We start from the raw sequence: 26,307 nt of genomic DNA on the forward strand, positions 1-26,307 counted from the left end.
GTCATCGAATAGATATTGCATAGAAGATCTCACCTCTGAGTACTTTGTACTCGTCCGGATCGGGACGGTGGGATCTTCTTCTATTTCTAATCGACTATTTCCTGTCCTACTGTAACTTTACACTAACGATCAACAGCGGAAGAAAAGGTTCCCCGCTGCTAACTCCACAGCTTTTGACTGGTATAAGGTTTGGCTGGACCTGACCAGAACGGGTCAGACTCCGGCAGACCTAACGGAAGCAGAACGGCCGCGCTTAAATAGCAGCTGGCATTGGAAATATATGGTTCACCGATCTGCGGCTGATGACCGCACAGTCCTATGGTCAGCCATCCCTGTTCATCAAAGACGTATTCCGCATCCATTGTTCGTCGAATTACCGCTGTCAGCGCGGTTCTAACCTGCGCAGGTTCCAGTTCCTGCGGCAGTTTGCCCAGCAAGGCCATCTGTGCCAGCAGCTGAAACGCACCGCACCGATACGCAAGCGACCTCCCCAGTGGTGGGAAACTGCCATCCGGAGCAATCATCCGCTCTTGAACCCCCGCATAAATCTGGGCTCTCTCTAAAACACTCGGAGCCATATCTCTGGCTGCAGTTATTTCGGAAGCCAAAATGCGAGTGATATCTAACAGCATCGGTTGAATGACAAAGCTGTTGTAGTAATTATTGAAATGCTGAGGACCATCACCATAGACTCCATCGCCTAGGTACCACTGTTCATGCTGGCGCAGTGCATAATCCACCCGCACAGCGTCATATTCTGCTCCCATAACGAACAAAGCTGTTTCAACCACTGCACTGAAAAGAAGCCAATTGCAGTAGTACGGTACAATTGAGCGGCTCCGCTTCAAACCCTGAACAAGATGGGTTTGTGTTTCTCGATCCAATTTTCTCCACAGCTGAATCGGAGCCCTGATTACAGCGTGAGCTAAAAATCCGGCATCTACCAGCGGTTGATCACCATCATCAAAGTTAAAAGCATTACTGCTTTTCGGGTTCACTCCAACCGCCAGCGCTCTGCGGCTCAGCTCTGCAATTCTTACACCCAGCTCCTTCTCCGCCGGATCAAACGCTCCGTCAGAGCCGACTAATTCTAACCAGGGTGCAATCCCAGTCAACAGCCGAGCAGCAGCTTCCAGAACCGCATACTTTCTTCTTCCAGGTGGTCCTTCAAAATTAAAACGAGCATGAAAATCATCCTCTGCCAAAGCTGTCAGCACCGGTAGTGCCAACCGCTCCAGCACACTCAACCAATACCTGCGTTCCCTACTATCCATCAGCTTCATTCCTTTAACGATAGTTGTCAGTATCTATTTTATCAAAAAGATGCCGCTAAAACACCACCTCAAGGTGGTGTTTCAGCGGCCTGTCCGCTTCGATTATTGAATCCGCACCCGCTCAAAAGGCCAGTAGCCGATCAGTCCAGGTTCATCACCTGTCAGCGGCTGTAAATAATCTGCCGCAATTTCTTCCTGAGTTCTTACCCGGTCCCAAACCCGCAGCTCATCAATGTCAATATTGCGCTGGCCGAACTCAATGTATTCACCTGGTGTCATGCCTGTACCCGTCCAAACAGTGATAACTTCCTTTGCATCTACATATAAAGTATAATTTTCTCCGTCTTTAACCAGTGCGATATGATACCACTGCTCAGGATCAAACTCACTGCCCTCTCCTTCAGGACCGATATGATTAAATCCGGTCCAATTTGGCAGCGTGCTTAAGTGCAGTGTTTGATAATTACCATCTCCCTGGTGCCATAATCCCGGTGAGCGATCCGTATTAGCACCACGGCAGGCAATAATTGTCTGCCAGCTGGAACCAACTGCTTCAGGCATCTTCAGCCAAAACTCAATTGAACTCGTTTCCGACACGAAAATATCGTTGATCCGCACCAGATCATTAACACCGTCAAAGGAGAGACCTAATCCAAGGGGTCCTTCTATCCACTTTGGACCACCGGTAATAATACCGACACGTCCTCGTCCTGAATCATCGGGAATAACAACAGTTACAGCAGAATTGATCATTTCGTCAGCTAGACGATTGAGGTTTGCAACTGCAGCCGTTACTTGAGCCCGATCGCTTGAGCCAAGTAACTCTTCTGCTTCAGCAATTGCTTCCCGCAGACGATCCGCCGCTTCCTGCGGATAAAACGCGCCAAGAGCATCGCCTAATGCTAAACCGCCTATCGGTTTGTCAAAAGCAGCTCGAGCCGACTCAATTGCCTTATCCAGTGTGGGGATATATTGAAAACCGTTAACTGCAACAAAATTCATAGATGCAGCTTCGCCTCTTGCTTCTTCCGGTACAATCCTAAGTACATGCTTGCCTTCAGCTAATCCGTCTAACTCAAAAATTACCTGCTGATTAAGGGCTTCCGGGCTGTATCCGTCAACCTGGGTCGCAACTAACTCTCCATCAAGATAAACCGATGCATAACCCATTGCTGCCGACTTAGTGCCAATCCATCTCACACCGGTACCGGAAAAGGTAAACTCTACATAAGAGTTGAGAGAGCGGCTTCCCATCAGCTCACTGCCGCCGAGAGCGTCCGGATTCTCAACCACCCGCCAAAAACCTGTGTAAACTACCTCTGGATCAGTATAAACTACATCCAACCATTCATCCCCTGCCACAACGGATCCGCCGGTGCAGATCAGTGTCAGCACCATCATTAAAACAGCTAATAAAGCCAGGCGCTTACCCATCTCTTCCCCTCCCTGCTGAAAATTAAATTGTGTAGGTGTGTTTGCCGGATTAACCGGCAAACATCACTACAGATCAAAATTAAGCATTTCATCCAATTGAGCTTGAGCAGCATCTTTGAACGAAGCAACTACACTGGCCGGGCTTTCGCCATTAAGAATACGGCTGTTGTATTCATTCCAAGTGTTAAAGAAGTTGGTGCTCAAGAACACTGAGCTGTCGTACTTAATGAACTCTGTGTTAAATACGCCTTGGATTAAGTACTCCAGCGACTCATAATCCCTGACTACCATGCTCCAGGAGTCCTCATACAAGAAATCTAAGCCGTAGAAGTCGAGATAATCAGGTGTATCAAACATTGCAGCATGTGCCAGAGCTACTAATGCTTCCGGATCTTCCTTGGTGGTTGCCGGAATTGCCATCGCATACAATCCGCCGGACACGGCAGGATAGACATAGTCATCCCGTCTTGGACCTTTTGGAAGGGGCACATAACCGAGATCGTCCTCAAAATCGTTGATAATAAAGAGAGTCCAAGGACGGATAATCGCCATCATTACCAAATCATTGGTAATGGCCTGGTAGCCCGGCTGGCCGGTATAAACCACACCAAGCTGATGCAGTTCTTGATAGAAGTTGAGGGCTTCTAATGCTGCCGGAGAATCAAGGGCAAATACAGTTCTGCCGGTTTCATCAACGGTGGTTACATCAGCTCCGTTAGTAATCAGCCAGTTATGAACCTCCGGGAATCCCCAAGGGGTAGCATAAGGTGAATAGCCCCAAACATCGATGGCACCGTCTCCATCAAGATCTCTAGTACATTCGATGGCAATCTCCCGGAACTTATCCCAAGTCCACTCGCCTGCTTCCACAAGTTCGTAGAGATTAGGCAGTCCCCACTGCTCAAACTTGGTCTTATTCCAGACTAAACCTTCAAAATCAGGCTGCTGAGCCATCTGCCGGGTTGCCAGCTGAGTTACAGTTCCGGTAAATGGAATAAAGAAGTATCTATCACCGCGGAAAGTCAAAAGCTCAGGATCGACAACCTGATCAAAGATACTCTCGGGGATATCGAGATCGGTCAATGGGTAGAAAAAGCCTTCGTTAGCGTACTGATAAGCCTCTCCAACCTTGACCCAGTAAATGCCATCAGCAGTGCCGGCAAGAAGCCCCTGCTGCAGGTCATTAATAATTGAACCGTCGTCATAGTGCATGGCTACAATGTCCAACTTAACATTGAACTCCCGCTCAACATTCTCAAGATGAGCCTGGGCCAGTGGATCTCCCCACAAGCCATCTCGCGTCATATCATGGGTTACCATGCGCACAGTTCTACCGCCGAAATCATAGGCCGCAAGGACAAAACCGCTGCCCAAAAGCACTAAGCACATTACTAATAAGCTGACTGTGAGAGTTCTTTTCATATGTTTTCCTCCCTTGAATTTATTTAAGAATGGACAAACATAGGCTCGAACAGAGAATTTCAATTACATTTTGATTCACCTCCTACAACCTAACCAACCAGACCGGTTCTTTCAATACTTTCAACAAAGTGCCGCTGCATAAACAGGTAAAGGATCAATAAAGGAGCCATAAACAGCATCATGCCTGCATTGTTCAGCAGAGAACGGTAATGCCAAGGAAACTGGTTCGAGATCGGGCTGTTACTCACAAAGCGAAGGGCAAAATTCTGCAGTGCAAAAGCTAGGTAACCATCACCGCTGCGGATAAACAGATTAAGATAGAATAGATCGTTCCACTGCCAGACAAAAGCAAAGAGAAACACGATCACCAAAGCTGGCTTCGCTCCCGGCAGCATTATTCTAAGAAATGTAACGAAGGAACCAGCTCCATCTATTTCCGCAGCTTCCTCCAGGCTGTCGGGCATGTTGTGAAAAAAGTGCGACATAATATAGATAAAAAGTCCATTTTTCAAACCCATTGTCGTGCTGGATGTAAGAATATACGGCCAGTAGGATCCAAGTAAGTTAATGCCCGGTTCTGGAATTAAACCAAAGAAAGTAAAGAATCTAAAATTCAAGAATAGAGGAATCATCACCATTTCCGGTGGTACGACTAAAGTCAGCAGCACCAATGCAAACGCGATGCTCCGCCCCCTGAAATTGAAGCGGCCAAACCCATAGCCCACCAGTGTACACGAGATCAACTGCAGAGCACTCACTATAATTGTTAACGCCAGCGTATTTGCTAATGTTCTGGGATAGTTCATCCATTCCCAAGCTATTTGAAACTGCTGTAAGGTCAGGGTGCGGGGCACAAACCGTACTGTTGCGTCATACATATCATCCACGTGCATAAACGCTGAGGTCAGCTTTACGATCAAAGGATAGAGGATCATAAAGCAGAGCCCACCAACCAGCACAGTTCGTAAAATAATCCATCCTAGGCGCCCGAGTTTTGTAGCGATTACTGCCCGCCTGATACTGGTTATCTCTTTCGTGCGGTGCTTATAAGCAACAGCCATTTCTCTTCCCTCCTCCAAATTATTTCATGTAGATGACTCGCCTTGAAACAATCACCACAATTATTCCTAAGAGCAGGGCAATCGCTGCAAAATAGACAATAGCCATAGCTGCGCTAACCCCATATCCACCTTGGCTCCAGGTGTTATCGCCAATAAACTTCACCATTTCATTGCGCGGCGATGTAAATGAGTTAATTACGATAAATACAGCGTTAGTCAGAATCATAGGACTGATCAGCGGGAATGTAATCATCCAGAATTTTTCCCAACCTGTAATGCCTTCCACATCTGCCACTTCATAGAGATCGTTCGGGATTGACTGGAGTCCCGCCAAGAAAATCAAAATAGGAATGGCACTAGCCTCAATTACAAGCGGTATTCGATCAACAATCCTGACAATATACTGGATCAGCCCAACCGGCAGTTTTAACTGAAGCAGAAAGGAGACAAAATGCTCACCGCCAAACATAAACTCAGCGTCCTGCACCAAAGCTTGATTCATCACGTCATTCAGCTCCATCTGCACCACAACTCCCGATGTCAAAATCACCGGTAAAAAGAAGATCAAACGGGCTAAGGCCCTTCCGGGAAACCTTTGATTTAACACCACTGCAATAAAGAAGCTGAAGATTAAGACGGCCGGAATATCTATTGCTGTGTTGATAATGGTGTTTGTTAATGTCGGTACAAAATCTGGATTGACGAAGAAAACACGGTGATAATTGTCCAAACCTACATATGTTGTGGTATAACCTGTGGTTACTATTTTTAACTCGCTGAGACTGAACATGACTGTTTGATATAGTGGTATGAGGAAAAATGCTAAGAATCCAATTATAAATGGTGCAATATAAAGATATCCTCTGGCATTTTTCTTTTGAGTAAGGCTGAGGCGAAAACGCTTCATATTCATCCCCCTTTAAAAGCGATAGCTCACCGGTTCGCTGTCGGGCTGCTGCACCGTAACCGTATATTGATTAAGGTCTACCAAAATCTGATAGCCATTGTCATACTCTGTTAAGTAACGGCCTTGTTCCAGCTCCAAAAACCTGATAATCCTGGCACTGATTACCGGGGTCAGGATCTCATCGGCAGTTTTGTAGTCCTCCACAGCGTGAGAAACCCAGTCATGATAGTTTACAGAGTAAAAATGGTTATACTCCGTATTAGCTACCAGCTCAGTGTCTTGATATGCCCACTGAAAATGGAAACCGCCGCCAAACGCTATGCTCTTCAGAAGCGACTCGCGATAATCTGCCGCTAAGTTTAATGGCTCTCCGGCGTAGTTGATGTAGCCATGCAGAGCAATTTGATAAAATGGCACGGACGCATCAAAAATATCATGCCGTGAACTGGTAAAGGGAACTCCAATAATGTTCTTTACATAGGGATAGGTTAGAGCATTGCCCCCGGTCACCAAAATGTCATAGCCTGAGTCTTTTATCCAAGCCAGCTGTGCCTTCATAATATCCGCAGCCTGCTGCCGATCAACCACTGTCTCCGGCCGGTTGCGAAAATCTGAACTCACTCTCTGTCCCATATGCTCTAAAGCGATAGTCTGCAGCGGAAGTCTCTCATAATCAGCAAAGAATGCTTGGACAACCCGCTCCAAACTGCGAGCAGACAGAATGTAGTAATCGGTAGTTTCCGGTATGCCGAAAGCAATGTCAAAGGTTCTGAGCAGCCGCGGCCGGTTATCAAAATACTGACTAGCATCCCGTCTGACCCGAAAACCGTCGAAGAGCTGATCGCGGTAGACGATTAGAAAACTTACCTCTGGATAAAATTCCACACCTTGATCCCGCAATAGGGCTACCATCTGAATAAACTCAGCCTCATTTCCAACCGAACTGTCAAACCTTACCCGGTCGGCAAAAATATGTTTAGGTCCTCCCTTTAACCAGCCATTGTACTTAACTTTAATATTCTCAAGTCCCGCAGATCGTAAATAATCTACAATCCTGACAGTCTGATCGTAGGTGGTCAGTGGTCTAACCACTTCGCGGGGAACACCCAATATCGGTTCATTCCTCACAATGCTTCCAATGATGTTTAAGTAGAACGGCAGTCTCTGCTCCGATTTTAGCGGCTCAAGCTGGTAAGTATCTACTAAGTAGTCCTGATAGGCGCGGGCCATCCCCACATAATCAGCGCTGTCATCTGTGAGAAACAGATAACGAATCTGGATATCTCCTTGGTAAATCCGCTTTTGATAGACCCCTACCGAGCCAATTGGTCCTAATGACAAGTCTGAATAGGGCATTACCTTAAACTGGGGACTAACATAGTTGAATGAGTTAACAAAACCCGCTTTGGCAGCATTGAGTGATGCCAAGGCTTCTCCCTTTTCAATAACTGCTAAAAATGCTGTATTGCCTGTCTTCATACCGTAAACCGGCATATAATTCTGCTCAGTAATTACAAGCTGCTGAGAGCGGCTGTCTTCAGTTAGATCCCGACCGTAAATCGGCGTGCTGACATAGCTTAAAGTATACTTAGGACTGTTAAAATCTATAATTGCACCCGAACCATCCGGCATAAATATGTAGCCTTCCGCACCGCGATAAGCAGCTCCAAAATAAGGCAGCAGAGCTATGGTATGCAGCGGAAGAGTATGCTCCTGCCCTTGGTTATCAATAACATTGAGGGGATAAATTACCTCATCCATGGGCAGCCTAGCGATTAAAGACTTGCCATCCAGCCGGTATTCTATTGGTAAAAAGAATGTCTCAATATTTGGCTGCAGCGGATCGAGATTATTTAAGACCCGTTCTTCACTGTTCTGCTCCGGCGTATAACCACAAGCCTTAACTGCATCAATTAAAGCTGTTCTGGCAAACACCGGTACTCGACCCAGAAAATAGGTTGGAGTATCGATCATCTGTGCCAGATCATCAAACTTGATATCAAGGGGGCTGGATAAATCTGCTCGGTTCCCGGTAATTTGGTCTAATAGATCCCGCAGAACTTGGCCGCGATAGCTGTTGAGCTGCGTTTCCACCCTTGCTAGGCTGCTTTCAAGATCTGCTCTTTCGTCCTCAGAAGCGGCTGCCAGTGAGTCTCTTAACTCCGCAATCTGGGATTCAAACCCAGCTGCCCGATCATCAACTACCACAAATTCATATCCATTAAGGAGTTTTTCCATATCAAAGCCCTGAAGCTGCAGAGGCGCTATTTCGCTGTGCTCCTGCAGATAAACAAGGTGATAGCGATTGTTGAAATTGCGCAGATCGCTGGCGGATAAATGGACATATATTTCTGTTTCCATCTTTGTCTGTTCAATTATCACCGGCAGATAATCATCATCAGACCATTTCTTGCCCAATGAATACTCCACTCTCACGCCATCAGGAATCGAGATAATCTCAAAAAGACCATGGCTGATACTCTGCGTATAGTTATTAGCCTGGCGGTTGCGCCGGTCCGACCGGTCATACGTGATCAGAAATTGGGCACCGAGCTGCTCTTTTGCCTCACCGCGGGCTTGAGTCTCTAAAGTATTCCAGTTAGGCGGATTGGAGTACCAGACCGCTCCGCTTGCTTTCTCAAAAACCGCAATCTCTGTTGTTTCCGGATGGATATACAGCCTCAGGAATTGATTTTCAGCAGCTAACTGCATGTCAGCTAACTCCTGGGGTTCACCGGCAGCAGTATGCACCACAAAAACTAGCAAGCCTAACAGCAGCAATCCACTTTTAATCAGCCTCTGCCATTTCATGTGAACTCCCCCTTTACTAGAGCCGATATACGATTTCTCGATATACAGTCGTAAAGTACTCAGTCAACATGCTGACCATATTCAAGAACAGCAGGCCTAAGAACACTACGATTCCCATCCCCACAATGTTCAGCACGCAGGTACCTACCGTCTTAGTAGGTGTATAATGATGCGTTACCATTGTGGCACAGAAAATCAGGATTCCGGTCCAGATGATCCCCAGATTATAAAAGAAATGGTAGTAAGAACCCTCATCTAAGGTAAGATAGTTGCTGAGAATCGTGATCGGAATGTTAATCAAAATTAACGGCGTTAAGGCATAAGCTGTAGCCATAACAATATCCGAGAAATTGCCTTTGCCCTCCATCAGCGTGGTTAAAGCCCAGTTAATTGTACACCACAAGAAAAATGTTGCTGCTGAAGTACCTATATCTCCAAAGATATTAATCTGACTTACATCCCGAAAATTGAATAAGAACGCCGTGTACTGTTTTAAAAACACTAAGCTGATTGAAGCTAGCAGCAGAATAATCATTGCTGCCGACATACTGCCTCTTCCCTCATAGCGCAGGTCCCAAAAACCTTCGATGGGATTAACACATACATGTAAAGCATAGCGCAGCGCATCCACCAAGCGGCGCCAACCCTTCACTTTGCTGGCATCATAGATGGTTTTCTCCCTACCGCTGCGGATCCGAGCTATGATGACAATACCAATTACCGCAGCAATAACTCCAACCATTATCTTCAGGAAATTTTCCTCAATAACATCTTTGCGATGGTAAGCAAAGGCTTTGGAATAATAATTGCGGTTATTGCCGAGTCGGAAATACCGTCCAGCCTCCTGGTATTGACCCTGCCTTAAAGCAGACATGCCCAAACCGCTGTAGGCTAATGGGTAGAGGTTATTGTATTTAAGCACATGCTGCCAAGCCTCGGTCGATTCCTCAAATTTCCCCAGCATATACAATTGATTAGCATGATGAATGCTCTTAGCATAATCCGTTGGTTTAAATATTGTAATTTGACCGCGCTGCTCATCAAGGACAAATAAACGCTCACCGTCAGTATCAATTGCTCTGGGACGGCTGAAAGCCCCTTGATACAGGCCAATTGCACCAAATACATACAGCAGCTCGCCGCGATCATCATAGGCGAAGATTCTACCCCGCTCTGAGTCCAACACGTGATAAATACCATAATCATTAACAGTAATATCAGTCAAAAACGAAGAATTAGTATCTGGAGGCAGATTTACATCACCCACAACCGGCCACTGACCTTCTCGATTTAACACATCCAATCCGGTTGGATTTAAGCGCCGAACTTCATCTTTAGCAACTGCGTAGATAAATCCTGAGCGGTCTAAGGTCACATTGGTGTACTCAATTGGTAGAAAGATAGCCCTCCGCTCCCGCTGCTCTTTGGTTGCAAAGCGGTACCAGAATAAATCATATAAACTAGGCCGGACTGTAGGTGCCCCGACAAAGCCAACAAAGGTGCCATCTGCATTAAATTCCATCAGTCCATCAAAGATATTGCGTGCAGCCGCAAAGATCCGTCCTACCGGATCAACAACCACTTTAGCCGGCAGAAATTCCACGATCTCGATTTCCAAGCCCTCAGGTTTAACATAGGTGATGATCTGTTCCAGATTGCCCATTTGGTCCAGCTGCACAATCCGGTGGTTATCCGTATCAGCGATAAATAATGTCCCATTGGCAGCAGCAAAGATACCGTAGGGATTGTTAAATGTTTCCCATCCAGTTTCCGATTCAAAGCCATCAATAATCCTAACTAAAGACAATTCCTGATCGAGGTGAATAATCCGGTTATTGCGGGAGTCCACTACATAAAGGGTTCCATCATCACAAATAAACAAGTCCTGGGGATTGTTAAGCCTCCCAATGCCAAGTCCATCCCCGCTGATAACCTGTTCGACTACATATGGTGTTGGTGTCGGAACTGGATTGCCCCACTGATCATAGATGTAGCTTTGATACGGCGCTTCTGCGGCAGACACTGGTAAAACCATAAATGCCATAATTAGGACAAGAGAAACTGTTCCAAACCAGATTCGACTGTTAGGTGATAAACAAACTCTGCTTGTCTTCATCGGTCAAGTCTCCTTCTACTTAATTCCTGAATGACCCATGGTCTCAACAATCTGACTCTGGTTAATAATAAACACAGTAATCGGCACAAGCATCATCAGCAGGGCTGCAGCCGATCCAACTCCCTGCCGCGCCACACCACCCTGTACAAGCTGATTTAGAGCATAGGGTAAAGGTTTAAGTGCTTCTGAATAAATATACTCACTGCCTGTTAATCCCCACAGCTGTTGGAAGGTGAGGATAATCAAGGTAAGCCACGCAGGTTTAACAATGGGCATCACAATCCGCCAATAGATGTTAAACTCACTGGCACCATCAAGTCGTGCCGATTCTAACAACGACTCTGGAACCATAGCATCAATAAAATTGCGCAGTAAATACAATCCTAGAGTTGAAGCCCAAGCAGGAACGATCACTGCCCAATATGTATCGATCCAACCTAAGAATGCAATAGTTAAATAATTTGGAATCCGAACAACTGCAGGAGCAAACATCAAAGAAAAAACAATCATTCTATTAATCACATGCTTGCCAAAAAAGTTATGCTTCGAAAGGGCAAAGGCGGCCAAAGAGCCAAAGAACAAGTTGCCCACCATCCCCAAGATGACAATCAACAGCGAATTTGAGATATAGCGGGTTAAAGGAATCCAAGATTGATTCATAAGTATAAACAGATCGGAAAAATTCTGCAGCGTCGGGTTGCGCACAAAGAATTGGGGCGGGAACAAGAACAGCTCATTTAAAGGCTTAAATGCATTGCTGATGGCAAACACAAGGGGCAGCGCGGTAAAAATCCCTGCGGCAGATAGAAACACAAAGATTATGATATCTCCACCTATTCCCCGATTAAGGCGTTTTCGGTAAATTTTAAATTTCATTCTGCCATCCTCCTTGATCTAAGCCTATTTACCTACTTTAGCCAGCAGCCTTTGAACAATTTGCTGCGCACCAACCATGGCAAAAAACAACACAACTGCAATCGTAGAAGCATACCCCATCTCATAGCGGATATTGCCGTAGTCCTGCAGATGCTGCATTACTGTATGAACCGCATAATCGGTACTAGGATAGCCCACTAAAGCTGTAATTTGACCGGCTGCTTGGAACGAATTAGTAATAGTCAGGATTGCTCCAAACATCAGATAGCCCTTCATTTCCGGCAGAGTAATATACCAGAGCTCCTGCCAGCGATTGCGGACCCCATCTATGGCACCGGCCTCGTACAATTCCGGATCGATTCCCTGCAGTCCGGCAATAAACACCAAGAAGCTGGTGCCTAGACTCATCCAGAGTGTCACCAAGATTACAATCGGCATCATCCACCGAGTATCAATCAACCACTGCTCCGGCTGGTCGATGATACCCCAATTCAAAAGCAGCCCATTGAGAACGCCATACATATCACCGCTGAAAATATACAGCCAAACTACATAAGCGTTTCCTGAAATTGACGGCGCATAAAACAGCAGTGTTAAAAGAGCTCGAACCTTTGGCTGCAGCTCATTAATCAGCCATGCAATAGCGAAACAGAGAAAATAACTTAAAGGCCCTGTTACTGCTGAAAAAATAAAGGTATTCTTTACTGCAATCAGAAAGACATCATCTTCAAGAAAAAGCCTGATATAATTGTCAACACCGATCCATTGAGGCGGCTGCAGTGTATTAAAGTACGTAAAGCTTAATACCACCGACAATAAGACAGGAACAACTGTAAATACCGTAAACAAAATCATAAATGGAGCAATAAACAAGTATGAAGTTTTCGAGCGGTTCCACTCATACTTAACCCGCTTCACAAACCGCTGCCCCAATCCTTCCGAAACAACCGCTGGTTTGACAGCCGCTTTCATGATTATACCTCCTCGCTCTGCATCAGGGGATTAAACCATAAGCACTTAACTCTTCATCGCTCAAATCCAAGCGGTAAACATGGCTGTACTGCTCCCAATATAATTCTTTCCAGCGCTCATCTAATTCGTTAATATCTGTTTCATATCCGAACTCCCGGCGCTTGCGTTCAATCTCCTTATTTGCAGCTTCATCATAATGCTGAATTGACTCCCACAGCGACTCATGATCTAATACTACCGCTCGGAACAGCCAATCGAACTGCCTTGTAACGTAATAGCCGCCAAGTACTGGTGGAATTCCTTCGGTCCATTCCCACTGTTTCAGCAGAACTTCAATCTCATACGGACGCCACGGCAGTTCCATAACTGCTTCAATATTGGCACTTGCATAGCGAGCTGCGCTGCCCATTAAGCTTTCAAGCTCGCGCCCAAAAGCGACCTGAACATCTTTGCTGGTCCACCATTTTAGAAACTCCCAAGCCTGATCCTTTTTATCAGAACCGTTTAAGATTACTGCTCCGGTAGAACCTACCGGCACTGCCCGGTTGATTGATCCATCAGGCTGAACGGTACCTGGAACTAAGGTAAAACCCCATTTTCCCCGCAGCTCAGGCGCATACACCTGCAGGGTGTTGTATAACCCATAATCAGTTACTACCAGAGGCATTTCTCCCAGCCGGAAACGAGTAGCAATATCATACTGCAGAGGGATATTGTAGAGCGTAAAGAAGTCAGTCAGCTGCTTAAAAGTAAAGGCCACTGCCCGAGAATCTAGATTAGTAGCTATACAGTCTTCCTTATACAAGGCGACACCTTTTTGATATAAAAACATCATAAAGGTATTAATACTCGGCATCGATCCTCCGCCTAAACCGGTTATTCCAAATTCCATGTTGTGCCGCCGGAGGACCGGAATTAAACTAAGCACATCATCCCAAGTTTGCGGCAGTGTTAAATCTAAATCTTCGAGAACATCCCTCCGGTAAAACATCACCGAAAAGCTCTGGGATTCCGGCAATCCATAGATCGAATCACGAAAACGGTAAGGGACAAATGCACTTTTATTAAAGCGCTTGGCCACCTCTTCAAAATCCGGAAATTGCGTTAAATCCATGAGGGCACCCCGAAAAGCCAGATCCATGTTGGCTGCTCCCAAGGCAGCATCAGGCGCTGTACCGGCAATAATGGCAGGAATCAGCAGACCCTGCATATCGTTAACCAGCTGCAGTTTGACAGCAATACCGGTAGCGGGTGTAAATGTTTCTTGGATCAGCTGCTTGAGGATCTGGGCCTGATCCCTTCCTAATCCAATCCAGACCTGCAGCACATCACTGCTCTCGTAATCCGGACTGTCCGGCCCGGTAATGTCGCCAATCTCAGAATAGTCATGAGTATACGAACCAATGTAGGCCAACACTTCATGTTTAACACGCTGAGAAAACGTAGCTTCAGCCCGCGGCAGTTTGTAATCGGGCGATGCGACCAGAATATAATCTATCTGCAGTGGTTGAGATTCGGTATCGGTGATCCACTGACCCAATGAACCGATATTATCCCTGAATTCCCCCAGCAAACTGGGAATTCGGTCTGGGCGATCAATCATGCGATCCAGCATAAAGATGATTGTAGTGAGAATCACCCCATGTCCCCCGGCCTCACCGGTATACTCCTCAAAGTGAGTTTGGATGTCGATAAAACTATCCCGCAGAATCTCCATATTTTCGATTAAATCCGGTATTTTGTTCTCCAGCTGATAAGCCCGCAGCGGATCCGGATTTGGTGAGGTAATCATCATAATCTGACGATATAAAGAGGTTAGTTCATACAGGTTATCCTTAGCCTGTTGGATGTAATCCACTAAATTTCCAATCACAACTTCCAATTTTAGTTCATGTTCACCGGCTTCTAAATAAAACAGATACTCGCTGCCAGTCTCGTCAACTCCAAGCGTTTTCATGTAATAGCTGGTAGAATGGGGAAAAGCAACCGCATTCAGTTCTTGAAAAGGGACCTCACCGTCAATATAAATACGGCGGTTGGCATAAAAACCCCGAAGTTGATTCTGCTTGCCTTTAATTGCAATCTTATACAAACCTGATTCAGGTACTTCAAATTTCCAGGTAATCCACTGATTAGCCAATGCCCAGCGGTGTCCTCCGATGGAATTGATGCGGATCTGCACCGGGTGATACGGCTTCATCGTGGGATCACCCTGATCAAAGACACCAAACAAAGTAGGATCAGACTTGTAAACTGCTTCTTCTCCTTGAATTTCGATCACAATATTCTTGGTTGGGAGATAACCTAGTTCTTGATAGCTTTGATAGACTTCCGCATAAGGTTTCAACTGTGGCACCTGATAAATCCTGATTTCACCAATCACCAGCGGTTCTGCTTGTGAATTAAAACGAATTGTATTTATACCTGAGTCGAAATAAAACTTGAACGGTTCAGGTGTATAACCTAATGAGTCCCGCAGCGGAATCCGCTGCCACATTGGGGCTTCCACCTGTCTAGGCCGAATTTCATTGCCGTTCTTATCAACAATTATCGGCCCACCATCAGTCCAAACTCGAGGAAATGATAAAAACTCTGCATCGACAAATGGCCGCCTGCCGTTTAAAACTAACTCACGCTCAGCGGCTATACTTTTTCCGGGATACGGATGATATAAAACTTCAATATTGTAAAGACCTGGCTCTGCAATGTCAACCTCCCATTCCACAAAGCCAGTCTCGCCAGTGAGAACAAAATCTCCCTGAACACCGCCATACTCGCTAATTCTCTGGGCATTCTCTCCTACCGTATAACTGCCCCCGGGAATGATGTACTCAAACTCAGGCTGCTCCGTGTCCTGAAACTGGGAAATATAGTGATTGTAAGCGGGGATTTGGGCTTGAACGCCTAACAAAGCAAACTGACTGCCCATAAGAGTTAGCATTAGAATCAAGATCAGTTTTTGCAGCCTATTCATATCATCACCCTCTTCGCTATCTACTCGACCTAGGCATACACTTCAGCCAACAAAAAGGATTGAGGATTCCACTGCCCGCCTCCGCGCGGATTTAGATCTGCTTGAATCAAAACGTGTTCTCTGCCGTTTTGATGTAAGGCCAACACCAGACCGCTGTGTCTGTTCTGGAGCTTAACAAAGCCCTTTCCTTCGTCAAGTTTAATCCATTCCTGCTTAAGATGGTCTTCTCTATCTGCTAAAACCACCGCTGCTCCCGCGTCCAGACTGCCGTTTTCTGGTTCTAAATATCTACCGCTCACATAGTGTTGCAGTCTGATAATGTCCCCGTCTATATTTTCAACCAACCAAAGTTGGTTCTCATCCTTGTAAGAAAGATTCCTGCCGGTCACTTTTGATTTCAGTGATTGAGACTCGCCGCTGGTCAAGTAGCGCACAGCTGAACAAATTCGATACCGCGGCGGATCAAGCTTGTTTACTATCGCTGCATATTCTCCGGTTTTAACATCGATCTCTAACTCACTTGCCCACTTTAGCTCCACAGTTGTTGCATCTCTAAATTCCAAAGGCAGAAACACATAAGTGGAATTATGGTAATCAACCGGGTCCCAGCGGTCACTGATGTATAAATACACCGTTTCCTTACTGCCGCGGATGGGCAGAATGTAAGTCGGCTGGGTATCAAATGTAGTAGGAGATCCAAGATCGAACAGGGGTGACCATTGGCCGGTTATGCTTTCAGCATAGGCATATTTACTCTGATTAGGATGCCATCCGGTGCATCCCGATGTGATCAAGAAATAGTAATCTCCTCTTTTGAACACACAGGGTGCTTCCCGCTTTTGACCCGGCCACAAAATCTGTTCTAAGCAGGCTATATCCAAATAATCATCAGTCAAGCGATATACATGCAGATCGGCATTCTCGTTAGCGGCGGAAATAAAGTAGGCTGTGCCGTCATCATCTTGAAACAAAGTACAATCCCGCGACATATGGCCTTCCGGGCGAAAACTGCGAAGATAAGAATAGGCTCCGTCTACAGTATCTGAAACCAGCACTGCACAGCGGGCTTCACCATAATGATAGCCATTTTCCCAGTGCAGCCACATCACGTATTTTCCGGTTTGCTCATTATAGATAACTTTTGGCCGCTCACAGTTTGAGGGATTTAATTCCGGATGAGTGTGTTGTGTAACAACATCACTGCAGAATTCCCAGTTAACTAAGTCTACAGAGCGATAGCAGGAAATAAGCTTATCACCGTGACGGTTTTCTCCAAACCAGTAGAAATACTCACCCTTCTGCAGAAACCCACCGCCATGGGCACTAATTGTATTGCCTGCAGTGTCGTACCAATGCAGACCATTCTTAATGCTAGCCATATGTATACACCTCACGCTTCAGTCGGATTTGTACCCCACACTACTATTAACCTTTCCCGTTTAACTCCAGATCTTTTTTCCCTTATTTACACCGGTGCTCTGCCGGACAACCAGCTCCGCTGGTATCCGTCTCTGCATTGGCGGACGCTTATTTTTGATCTGTGCCAGCAGATCGTTAGTCATAAACACACCCTGCTCACTTATTAAAACGTCCACTGTTGTTAACTCCGGGTAGCAGTACTGGCTGGCTTCAACATTATCAAATCCCATTACTGAGATATCCTGCGGAACCCTAAAACCCTCCTCACGCAGAATTGCTAAAGCGCCGATTGCCAGGAGATCATTGTAAGCAATTACTGCTGAAAAAGGCTTTTTGCGTGACAAGAGCTCCAGCATCCCACGGGCACCGGCAGTTTGATTAAAGCCAAGGTTTTTTACAACTAAGTCTGGATCTAAACTTAAATTGTAAGCTTGTAAAACCTCTCTTATCCCTTTAATGCGGGGATCCTCGCTAAACTCTTCTTCGGGCAGCCCGCATAAAAGGGCGATCTGCTCATGACCGAGGGAAATCAAATATTCAGCGGCCAGCCTGGCTCCCGAATAATAATCCAGATCGATAAAACTGATCTTGCCATTAAATGGTTCAAGGAGGTGGTTGCAGCTCCAGTGCCTTTCCCGACTGATTACAATGGGAATATTGCGCTCAATCAATCTTTCTAAACAGCGGACATCGCTCTCTTCTAGTTGGCCGGTAGCAATTGCAACACAATCAACCTGGCGCTGAATGAAAGTCTGCAGATAGGTGGTGGTATTTCTGCCCTTAGAGGAATTGCAGAGAATAACGGAATAACCACTTTGATATGCAACATTTTCTACTGCCCCCGCTATTTCCGCATAATACGCATTAGACACATCGTAGATTAATAGACCAATCTGTCTTGTGTCTTTTCCGCTAACCAGAGCTTTGGCCAATAAATTTGGCTGGTAGTTTAGTTCATGGATGGCCTGATTAACCCTCCGCCGCACTTCATCTGATACATGTTCATATCCATTAACCACCCGGGAAACGGTTGATACGGATACTCCCGCCTTCCGTGCAACCTCTTTTAATGTTGTCAATGTTTTCACCCCAAAGCTGTCCACTGGATTGGTAACGTTATCAATAACCTTTATTTTACCTTTTCAATACAAAAGTCGTTTTTCCTTCATTAATTTATTTTTTCATAACAAACAAATGCGTTCTTTTACATTTATATTGTCTCTGTATGAAAAAACACTACCTCTAGCTGGGAGGTAGTGTCTTAACTTGCTTGACAGGAACCAATTTTTCTTATTCGATCAAAGTAAGGGCTTTTCTAACAGCAGTTGTGCCGTATTTCTCGAAAACGTTTACAACAGCTGCTTCCCCAATAGACCGAGACAGGACAAAAAAGATTTGATCCCTGACTGCTTTTTTATCATATTTCACTGCTTCTAGAATACTGTCATGAGAAATTCTAGGCAGCCGCGTCGGCAGCTGATACTGGGCAATTAAGTCAATAATCCGGCTGCTCTCTGTCTGACTGATCATGCCAATTAGTTCACTGATCTTCGCCGCTGCCGCCATTCCAATCGCAACCGCTTCTCCATGGCGGTATTCTGAGTACTTGGTAATCCGCTCCAGGGCATGGCCGATAGTGTGACCATAGTTGAGAATCGCTCTCAGGCTTTGCTCCCGCTCATCCTGCCCAACAATCTCTGCTTTGATCTCACAGCAGCGGTTGATTACCGGTGCAAGGCAAGCTGGATTGCAGGCTAGAATCTGCTCCCGTTCAGCTGCTAATGTTTCGAATAGGTCAGCATCCCAGATAATCCCATACTTGATCACTTCCGCCAACCCGGCCAAAAACTCTCGGCGCGGCAGTGTATTTAAGGTGCTCAGATCAATTAATACCAGCTCCGGATGGTAAAACGCGCCGATTAAGTTCTTTCCTAACGGATGATTCACCGCTGTTTTACCGCCAATACTGCTGTCAACTTGGGCCAGCAGGGTAGTAGGAATCTGTACCAGCGGTACTCCCCGTAAATAGATTGATGCAGCAAAGCCTGCCAGATCCCCCACCACTCCACCGCCAAGAGCTATTATCAAGGTTTTTCTGGAAAGCTGGTGCTTAAGGGCAAAGCTTAGGATCTTCTCTGCCGTATCCCAGGTTTTGTAAACTTCACCATCGGGAATTATGTATTCATATACATTTCTGCCGCTGTTTACCAGCTGAGCTTTTAAAGCCTCTCCATAAAGAGGATATACTGTATCATTGCTGATGATCAGCACATCAGCAAGGTTCCTGATCTTAGGCGTTTGCTCCAGATATTTGTCGGCATGGGTCAGCAATCCGGTTCCAATAATGATTGGATAGGCTGCGGTGGGAGTTGTTACTTCCAACCTATATACTTCAGCATTCTGCCTGTAATCACCCATTGATTATCTTCCCTCCGATCTTCGCCAGTACTTCAGGAAAATGAGGATAAGACACTGCCATGCATTCCGCACCGGCAATGTAAGTTTCGCCTTCAGCTGCTAAAGCTGCCACAGCTAGGGCTAAAGCAATCCGGTGATCATGATGGCTGCTGACAGGTGCACCGATTAAGCGCTTGCCGCCCTTTATCCGCAGCCCATCGGGCAGCTCGCTAATTTCAGCGCCTAATTTAGACAGCTCAGCCGCCACCGCGGCAAGTCGATTGCTCTCCTTGACTTTAAGCTCTGCAGCATCGCGAATCTCCGTTACTCCTTCGGCGCTGGCTGCAGCTACTGCCAGCACAGGGATTTCGTCAATTGCCCGCACAACCAGTTCCCCACCAATGGTGATCCCCTTCAACCTGCTGGTTTCCACAATCAAATCACCGACAGCTTCTCCCATGCTCTTTCTTTCGTTGATAATCGTAATTTCTGCGCCCATCATTTTCAAGATATCGATAATCCCGGTGCGGCTGGGATTCAGCCCTACATTGGATATACGCAGCTGAGCATTGGGCACAATGCAGGCTGCGGTAATGAAAAATGCGGCTGAAGAAAGGTCGCCCGGAACCGCAATCTCACAGCCTGTTAACGGCTGTCTGCCCTTCACCCTGACACTTAAACCATCAACCTCCACCGGGACACCAAAAGCCTCGAGCATAATCTCGGTATGATCTCGAGATTTTGCTGGCTCAATCACCTCAACCCAGCCATCGCAGAAAAGCCCCGCCAATAAAACTGCTGACTTTACCTGAGCGCTGGCGGTTTCGGTGCGGTACGTAATCGGCTGCAGATTTCCACCGCGGATAGCCAGGGGAGCCCGCTGGTCCCCACTGCGGCCGATGATCTCTGCGCCCATCAGCTTTAATGGTTTGACAATCCGATCCATGGGGCGCCTTCTGATAGAAGCATCTCCGGTAATAAACGAAGTGAAGTTCTGGCCTGCTAAAATTCCGCTCAACAGGCGAATTGTGGTACCGGAATTGCCAACATCAAGCAGATTATCTGGCTCAGTCAGTCCATCTAATCCCTGCCCAGAGATAATCAGCTCATCGCCATGCATTTCTATGTCAATGCCGAGCTGCCGCATGCAGGCAGCAGTCCCAAGGCAATCATCACTTGCTAAAAAATTGGTGACTGTGGTTTTCCCATCAGCAAGTGCTCCCAGCATCACTGCTCGGTGCGAAATCGATTTATCGCCCGGAACTTTTACGTCTCCCTGCAGACAGTCAGTCGAACCGATTCTTAATACTTCCACTCCCATCACCTCTGCGTGCTTTGTCCTGATTATATACTACATTAAGCTTAATAAACAACATATTTTCATCATCAACCGCTGATTAAAAGGAATGCTGCCAATTAATGGCTAATGTAGAAGTATCGTTACGACATGAGGAGGGTCAGATTTGCACTTACTTGACTTGAAGCAGTACAGTTCTTTGTTCTCAGGCTATACAGAATTAAGAGCACAGGAGAACCGCAGTCTATCAATTGGATTTTTAAAGGGCAGCAATACGCGGAATGTGAAATCGGCATCTAGCGGTATTTCCGCCCGAGTATATCAGCATGGTTCCTGGGGCTTCGCTTCCAGTCCGGACTTAAATGATGATAACATCCGCCAAGTACTGAAAGCAGCCTCTGATAACGCAGCTTTCTTAGACAGTAAACAAAACAAGCAGAAGCCACCTCTGCCGACAGCTCCGGTAACCGCTGAGCACGATTTTTCCACTAACAAACAGCGCTTATCGCAAAAGCAGCTGATTGATTTTGTTAAACAGATCGACGATTATATTGCTGCGAAATATCCCGATCTTGTCAGCAGATATGTAGGATTAAACTGTCTGGACATGGAAAAACAGCTGATTACTGCCGATGGATCTTACTCCTATTCTCTCAATCCCCGCACACTGATTTCAGTGAGCCTGACTTCAGAGAAAGACGGCAGACCAATCGAACTGTATGATGTGTTTGGTTCCCGCGGACAGTTTGAAGACGTGTTTGAGGACCCGGCTGATTTGTTTCCGCAAATCGATGCGCTTTATGAGCATCTCCGCCACAAACTTGAGGGAGTTTATGCGGAACCGGGCTTGAAAGAATGCATCCTTGACGCAGAATTAGGCGGCATTTTGGCCCATGAAGCCATTGGCCATACAACTGAGGCCGATTTGGTTCTGGGCGGTTCTGTTGCAGCCAAGGCTATGAACCAGCAGGTTGCCAGTCCACTGGTCACCTTAGTTGATTTTGCCCATCATGCACTCGGTGAAATCTGTCCTATGCCGATATTTGTTGACGATGAGGGTACAAACGCTCGCGATGCAGTAATTATTGAAGAAGGAATCCTCAAATCATATTTACACAGCAAAGAAAGCGCGCAGCATTTTAATGTGGCGCCGACCGGAAATGCTCGGGCCTGGTCATTTTCTGATGAGCCTCTGATTCGGATGCGGAACACTGCGATTATGCCAGGAAAAGACAGCTTAGATGATATGATCAGCTCTATTGAAGATGGATATTACTTAATTCGCCCCAGCAACGGGCAGGCTGATACAACCAGTGAGTTTATGTTTGGAGTTGTTTTAGGCTATGAGATTAAAAACGGCAAGCTGGGTCGGGCTATCTTTGATACAACCATATCCGGAGTTGCCTTTGAGATGCTTAAAACGGTAACCATGGTTTCTGATGAAATGAAATGGCTGGTATCAGGTATGTGCGGCAAGAAGCAGCCGATGCCGGTAGGAATGGGCGGCCCGGCTATCAAATGTCGAGTAAATATAGGAGGGCGGTAAAAATGACCGAGCGAGATATTCTAAATTATACCCTTGAGAAGCTGAAAGCAAGAGGAATCGATCATGCTGACTGCCAGCTTTCTAAGAGCACTAAGTACGAGATGAATGTTGAAGCCGGAAATATCTCGTTAATTCGCACTGTCTTCAACAACGGACTCGGCATCAATGTAATCAAGAATAATCAAAATGGAGCCTACAGTGTTAATAAACTCGATCGAGAAACTATTGATAAAGCGATCGAGACGGTAATAGAAATAGCGGAATCAAGTGAACCGGATCCGGCTCATGCTATCGCAGAATTTCAACCGGCCCAAGAGTTTACAACCGGTCCAAGTGAACCGGACCAAGAATTAATGTATCGGCGGTTGGAGCAGTTCATTAGCGAAGTCAAAGCGCAGTACCCCAATATTATGCTGGAAAATGTCTATCTAGACTTCACCCACAGCAGCAGTCTTTTTACAAATACTAATGGCGTTGATTTCAGCACAAACAAAGGGATTTATCGCTTTGCAACCATGTTCTCAGGCAATGATGGCGAGAAAAGCTCATCTTTTAACTATACCGGCTTCTCTGCCCACAATCTTAATCTGGAACTGCTGGAGTGCGGAAGTCTAGCTGCTCTTCTTGCCCAGTCCTGCGAGCAGCTTGAAACCAAGCCTTTATCCGGTAAATTTGTGGGTGATGTGATCATCACGCCGGACTGCCTGGCAGATTTCCTCAGCTATCTGTTTGGAATCACGATTTTCGATGGTGCCTTGATTTCTGGAACAAGTGTATACAAAGACAAACTGGGAGAAAAAGTAGCTGATCCGCGCCTAACTATCCATTCCCGTCCAACATCCGATGAAATTGCCGATGGGTACTTTGTTACCGGCGACGGATACCTGGCTGAAAACTGCACCATTATTGACCAGGGAGTTCTGCAGACTTTCCTGCTCAGCCTTTATGGAGCCAACAAAACCGGCTTGAAGCGGGGTCCCAACAGCGGCGGCTGCTACATTATTGAACCAGGCGATAAGACCCTGGACGAAATGGTCAGTCAAATTGACCGGGGAATCCTGCTGGCCCGCTTCTCCGGGGGCAATCCCAGCCAAAACGGAGATTTCTCCGGCGTAGCTAAAAACAGCTATTATATCGAGGGCGGCAAGATTCAATATCCAATCAGCGAAACCATGATTTCCGGCAACCTGATCGACATGATGCAGAATATCATTGATATCTCCCGAGAGCGAGTAGATTATGGCGCCGGAATTTATCCGTGGATCGGATTTTCCGGTATTACCATTTCAGGAAGATAGGAAGTATATAGTTATGGGGATCCGAGCCGCAGTTCGGTCCCCTTTTTCAACCTATAAATCATAATACCAAATCAGCTGTTTGATTCTGGGATGCTGAGGATATGCGTAACAGTCAACTGCTCCCAGCACTGCGCCTAACCCAGCATAAAACCTACAAGCGCCAATATTGTAGGTCTGCGTTTCTATCTTCAGCTGTTTTAATCCCTGTTTGCGCGACCAATCAGCGCAAGCATTAAAAACAGCCGTTCCAATTCCCCGCTGCCGGAACTCGTCTGCCACCCGCAGATCCCAGAGCAGGCCTAAATCACGGCGCCCTTCCGGAATCCCGATCCCAGATGTGTCTCGGGCAACGATCCCACCGCCAACAAGCTCGCCGTTCCAAAACGCCGAGATAACTCCCCATTTACTCATATCCCATGTACTCCACCAAACTTCAGGTGATTCACCTGCGTCATGATCTACCCAGTAAGGAAGATCCGGCTGGATCTCTTGCAGCAGCAGACCACCCAAGCCGTTTTCCACGGGAACAACTTCATATTCCCTTTCAACATAAAAAGCAATCGAAATCTTTCCGTACTCAATCAATAAATTTAGATCTGCAAACTCAGCTTTAACTTCCAGCATTATATCCACCTCTGTTTCCATCTTTCATTATAGCTGAACGATATTTTCCAGCCAAGACATACCACAAGATCACATAGGTCAAGCAAATACTGGCAACAATAATGGTATCTAACCATTAAGGAGGGATAGCAGTGACCGCTGTTGAGCTTGCTTATCCAATCTTCGTATTTTCCACGCTGATTCTTGCGCTGATTATGATCCCCCGGGAACTGTTTAGGGAATACTTGATGTACGGTTTTTTAATAGGTGGTCTCGGCGATGTTTTTAATGTAACCTTACTGCAAAACATTTTGGGAATTATAAGCTTTAAAAACCAAGGCATCTTTTATGTCTTGGGGCATCATGCTCTTTCACCACTGGGCTGGACTCTGGCAGTTATGCTGTTTTTATATTTCATTCCCCGGCGGCGGTTATTTCTTTTCCTCTATGTGATCAGCTGGGGCTTAATGGCTCTCGGTTTTGCCTACATAGTTAACAACATTGGGCTCTTTGATTTTCAAAGTTGGTTTTATCCTCTTCCAGCGTGGATTATCTTTACAGCCTGGTTTGCGGCTGCAGCTTGGCTGTTTTGTAAAACCAGCTCTCATGCCCCGGATTTTGAATAAAGCTGGCTCAAAGAGTCTGACACAGCGCGGATGTCAGACTCCTTTTTATTGAAGGATTCGACCTATTTAATGGCGAAGAAATGCGAGAATATCTTAAGAAATAAGAGGGGATTTTGTTGCAAGTCTATCTCGATAACAGCGCTACCACACCGGTAGACCCCCGAGTTATTGCTGCCATGGAACCTTACTGGCAGCATCAATTCGGCAATCCATCGTCACCTCACCGCCTGGGAATCGAAGCGGAATCTGTACTGGAGCAGTGCCGCAAATATATAGCGCAGGCGTTTAAGGTAAACCCTGATGAACTCTACTTTACCAGCGGTGGAACTGAGGCAAACAACCTAGCAATTCTAGGCTATACTTACGCCCAGTACCAACCCGGACATATAATAACATCTAGTATCGAACATCCTTCGGTATTGAATCCAATTTTACATTTACAAGCTAATCACGGCTGGCAGGTCAGCGAGCTCCCTGTCAACGCGAACGGAAAAGTTGAACCTGAACTTGCTGCTGAGGCGATTCGTCCCGATACCGCGCTGGTCAGCATCATGCTGGTCAATAATGAAATTGGATCAATTCAAGCGGTTAAGCAAATCGGAGCAATCATTGCCGCTGCCAATCAAAATCGGCGCCGCAAGATTGTTTTCCACGTCGATGCCTGCCAGGCTTTAGGATCAGTGCCAATCGATATTAGAGACTGCGGAATTGATCTTCTCACCATCAGCGGACACAAAATTTTCGGACCAAAAGGAACCGGATTAGTATACATTAAAAACGGTCTGCACCTGCGGCCGCTTCTGTTTGGCGGCGGCCAGGAAGGAGGCCTGCGCTCCGGTACAGAAAACCTTCCCGGAATCGTAGGTTTTGCTAAAGCTTGCGAACTCGCTTTCACGGAGTTCGCAACGAATAGAGCAGCTTTATCCAGCCTAAATACTCGGCTGGTTTCCAAATTAATGGAAATTCCTGAAAGCCATCTTAACAGTCCCGAAGATGGCGCTGATCATATTGTCAGCGTGCGATTTACGGGGATTAAGGGTGAAGTGCTGGTCCACTTTTTAGAGCAGCGTGGAGTTTACGTCTCCATGGGAGCTGCCTGCAGTTCTCGCCACAGCAGCGTATCTCATGTGCTTCAAGCCATCGGCTTAACTCCAGATGAAGCGGCTGCTACAATTCGGATCGGACTTTCACCTAAACTAAGTCTGGACCAGATTGATTACGCTGCGGAAATGATCGCTGAATCAGTTGCAGAAGTCCGCAGCATTTATGGATAG

The 26,307-nt window shown here is 46.3% G+C and carries 19 protein-coding genes; 4 read left to right on the forward strand and 15 right to left on the reverse strand.

Going from position 1 to position 26,307, the window contains the following annotated elements:
• Positions 1-158 precede the first annotated feature (158 nt).
• From GX019_02250 to aroA, 14 genes are all read right to left on the reverse strand, one after another.
• Positions 159-1,283 carry a DUF2264 domain-containing protein gene (locus tag GX019_02250; GenBank protein ID HHT35979.1) on the reverse strand — a complete coding sequence of 375 codons (1,125 nt, stop codon included), beginning with the start codon at positions 1,281-1,283 and terminating at the stop codon, positions 159-161.
• A 93-nt stretch (positions 1,284-1,376) separates the two neighbouring features.
• Positions 1,377-2,708, reverse strand: coding sequence for a hypothetical protein (locus GX019_02255; protein HHT35980.1), 1,332 nt, complete (start codon positions 2,706-2,708; stop codon positions 1,377-1,379).
• 66 nt (positions 2,709-2,774) lie between these two features.
• On the reverse strand, positions 2,775-4,130 hold the full coding sequence (locus GX019_02260; GenBank protein ID HHT35981.1) for an extracellular solute-binding protein: 1,356 nt from the start codon (positions 4,128-4,130) through the stop codon (positions 2,775-2,777).
• Positions 4,131-4,219: 89 nt separating this feature from the next.
• A complete protein-coding gene (locus GX019_02265) occupies positions 4,220-5,191 on the reverse strand; it encodes a carbohydrate ABC transporter permease (protein ID HHT35982.1) in 972 nt (323 codons plus the stop codon).
• A 19-nt stretch (positions 5,192-5,210) separates the two neighbouring features.
• Complete coding sequence (locus GX019_02270) at positions 5,211-6,098, reverse strand: sugar ABC transporter permease (GenBank protein HHT35983.1); 888 nt, start codon at positions 6,096-6,098, stop codon at positions 5,211-5,213.
• Between the two features lie 12 nt (positions 6,099-6,110).
• Entirely contained in the window at positions 6,111-8,909 is a 2,799-nt protein-coding gene (locus tag GX019_02275) for a hypothetical protein (protein HHT35984.1), read from the reverse strand.
• A gap of 16 nt (positions 8,910-8,925) precedes the next feature.
• On the reverse strand, positions 8,926-11,025 hold the full coding sequence (locus GX019_02280; protein ID HHT35985.1) for a hypothetical protein: 2,100 nt from the start codon (positions 11,023-11,025) through the stop codon (positions 8,926-8,928).
• A gap of 15 nt (positions 11,026-11,040) precedes the next feature.
• A complete protein-coding gene (locus tag GX019_02285) occupies positions 11,041-11,901 on the reverse strand; it encodes a carbohydrate ABC transporter permease (GenBank protein HHT35986.1) in 861 nt (286 codons plus the stop codon).
• A gap of 24 nt (positions 11,902-11,925) precedes the next feature.
• Entirely contained in the window at positions 11,926-12,873 is a 948-nt protein-coding gene (locus GX019_02290) for a sugar ABC transporter permease (GenBank protein HHT35987.1), read from the reverse strand.
• Between the two features lie 22 nt (positions 12,874-12,895).
• Positions 12,896-15,847, reverse strand: coding sequence for an extracellular solute-binding protein (locus GX019_02295; protein ID HHT35988.1), 2,952 nt, complete (start codon positions 15,845-15,847; stop codon positions 12,896-12,898).
• A gap of 29 nt (positions 15,848-15,876) precedes the next feature.
• Positions 15,877-17,226, reverse strand: a complete 1,350-nt coding sequence (locus GX019_02300; protein ID HHT35989.1) for a family 43 glycosylhydrolase — start codon at positions 17,224-17,226, stop codon at positions 15,877-15,879.
• 60 nt (positions 17,227-17,286) lie between these two features.
• The gene (locus GX019_02305) at positions 17,287-18,345 is read right to left on the reverse strand and encodes a LacI family transcriptional regulator (GenBank protein HHT35990.1); all 1,059 of its coding nucleotides are present in this window, start codon (positions 18,343-18,345) and stop codon (positions 17,287-17,289) included.
• Positions 18,346-18,556: 211 nt separating this feature from the next.
• Positions 18,557-19,684, reverse strand: a complete 1,128-nt coding sequence (locus GX019_02310) for a 3-dehydroquinate synthase (GenBank protein ID HHT35991.1) — start codon at positions 19,682-19,684, stop codon at positions 18,557-18,559.
• Positions 19,677-20,984 carry a 3-phosphoshikimate 1-carboxyvinyltransferase gene (gene aroA, locus GX019_02315; GenBank protein HHT35992.1) on the reverse strand — a complete coding sequence of 436 codons (1,308 nt, stop codon included), beginning with the start codon at positions 20,982-20,984 and terminating at the stop codon, positions 19,677-19,679. Before aroA ends, GX019_02310 begins: the two co-directional genes overlap by 8 nt.
• A 142-nt stretch (positions 20,985-21,126) precedes the next feature.
• Between aroA and GX019_02320 the strand changes: the two genes are divergently transcribed.
• Both GX019_02320 and GX019_02325 read left to right on the forward strand, forming a co-directional pair.
• Complete coding sequence (locus tag GX019_02320; GenBank protein HHT35993.1) at positions 21,127-22,506, forward strand: TldD/PmbA family protein; 1,380 nt, start codon at positions 21,127-21,129, stop codon at positions 22,504-22,506.
• A gap of 2 nt (positions 22,507-22,508) precedes the next feature.
• On the forward strand, positions 22,509-23,804 hold the full coding sequence (locus GX019_02325; protein ID HHT35994.1) for a TldD/PmbA family protein: 1,296 nt from the start codon (positions 22,509-22,511) through the stop codon (positions 23,802-23,804).
• Between the two features lie 51 nt (positions 23,805-23,855).
• On the opposite strand, the gene GX019_02330 is transcribed toward GX019_02325, so the two are convergent.
• Positions 23,856-24,428, reverse strand: a complete 573-nt coding sequence (locus tag GX019_02330; protein ID HHT35995.1) for a GNAT family N-acetyltransferase — start codon at positions 24,426-24,428, stop codon at positions 23,856-23,858.
• Between the two features lie 125 nt (positions 24,429-24,553).
• Here GX019_02330 and GX019_02335 point away from each other — a divergent pair, with 125 nt between their 5' ends.
• Positions 24,554-25,033 carry a hypothetical protein gene (locus GX019_02335; GenBank protein ID HHT35996.1) on the forward strand — a complete coding sequence of 160 codons (480 nt, stop codon included), beginning with the start codon at positions 24,554-24,556 and terminating at the stop codon, positions 25,031-25,033.
• Between the two features lie 116 nt (positions 25,034-25,149).
• Positions 25,150-26,307 (forward strand): cysteine desulfurase, encoded by a 1,158-nt coding sequence (locus GX019_02340; protein HHT35997.1) that lies wholly within the window; start codon positions 25,150-25,152, stop codon positions 26,305-26,307.

The sequence above is a fragment of the Bacillota bacterium genome (assembly GCA_012837335.1).
Lineage (GTDB): Bacteria > Bacillota > Limnochordia > Darwinibacteriales > DTU012 > DTU012.

Coding starts and splice junctions, on each gene's coding strand:
- GX019_02250 (HHT35979.1), bottom strand. CDS start 1,283: ATGAAGCTGATGGATAGTAGGGAACGCAGGTATTGGTTGAGTGTGCTG.
- GX019_02255 (HHT35980.1), bottom strand. CDS start 2,708: ATGGGTAAGCGCCTGGCTTTATTAGCTGTTTTAATGATGGTGCTGACA.
- GX019_02260 (HHT35981.1), bottom strand. CDS start 4,130: ATGAAAAGAACTCTCACAGTCAGCTTATTAGTAATGTGCTTAGTGCTT.
- GX019_02265 (HHT35982.1), bottom strand. CDS start 5,191: ATGGCTGTTGCTTATAAGCACCGCACGAAAGAGATAACCAGTATCAGG.
- GX019_02270 (HHT35983.1), bottom strand. CDS start 6,098: ATGAAGCGTTTTCGCCTCAGCCTTACTCAAAAGAAAAATGCCAGAGGA.
- GX019_02275 (HHT35984.1), bottom strand. CDS start 8,909: ATGAAATGGCAGAGGCTGATTAAAAGTGGATTGCTGCTGTTAGGCTTG.
- GX019_02280 (HHT35985.1), bottom strand. CDS start 11,025: ATGAAGACAAGCAGAGTTTGTTTATCACCTAACAGTCGAATCTGGTTT.
- GX019_02285 (HHT35986.1), bottom strand. CDS start 11,901: ATGAAATTTAAAATTTACCGAAAACGCCTTAATCGGGGAATAGGTGGA.
- GX019_02290 (HHT35987.1), bottom strand. CDS start 12,873: ATGAAAGCGGCTGTCAAACCAGCGGTTGTTTCGGAAGGATTGGGGCAG.
- GX019_02295 (HHT35988.1), bottom strand. CDS start 15,847: ATGAATAGGCTGCAAAAACTGATCTTGATTCTAATGCTAACTCTTATG.
- GX019_02300 (HHT35989.1), bottom strand. CDS start 17,226: ATGGCTAGCATTAAGAATGGTCTGCATTGGTACGACACTGCAGGCAAT.
- GX019_02310 (HHT35991.1), bottom strand. CDS start 19,684: ATGGGTGATTACAGGCAGAATGCTGAAGTATATAGGTTGGAAGTAACA.
- aroA (HHT35992.1), bottom strand. CDS start 20,984: ATGGGAGTGGAAGTATTAAGAATCGGTTCGACTGACTGTCTGCAGGGA.
- GX019_02325 (HHT35994.1), top strand. CDS start 22,509: ATGACCGAGCGAGATATTCTAAATTATACCCTTGAGAAGCTGAAAGCA.
- GX019_02330 (HHT35995.1), bottom strand. CDS start 24,428: ATGCTGGAAGTTAAAGCTGAGTTTGCAGATCTAAATTTATTGATTGAG.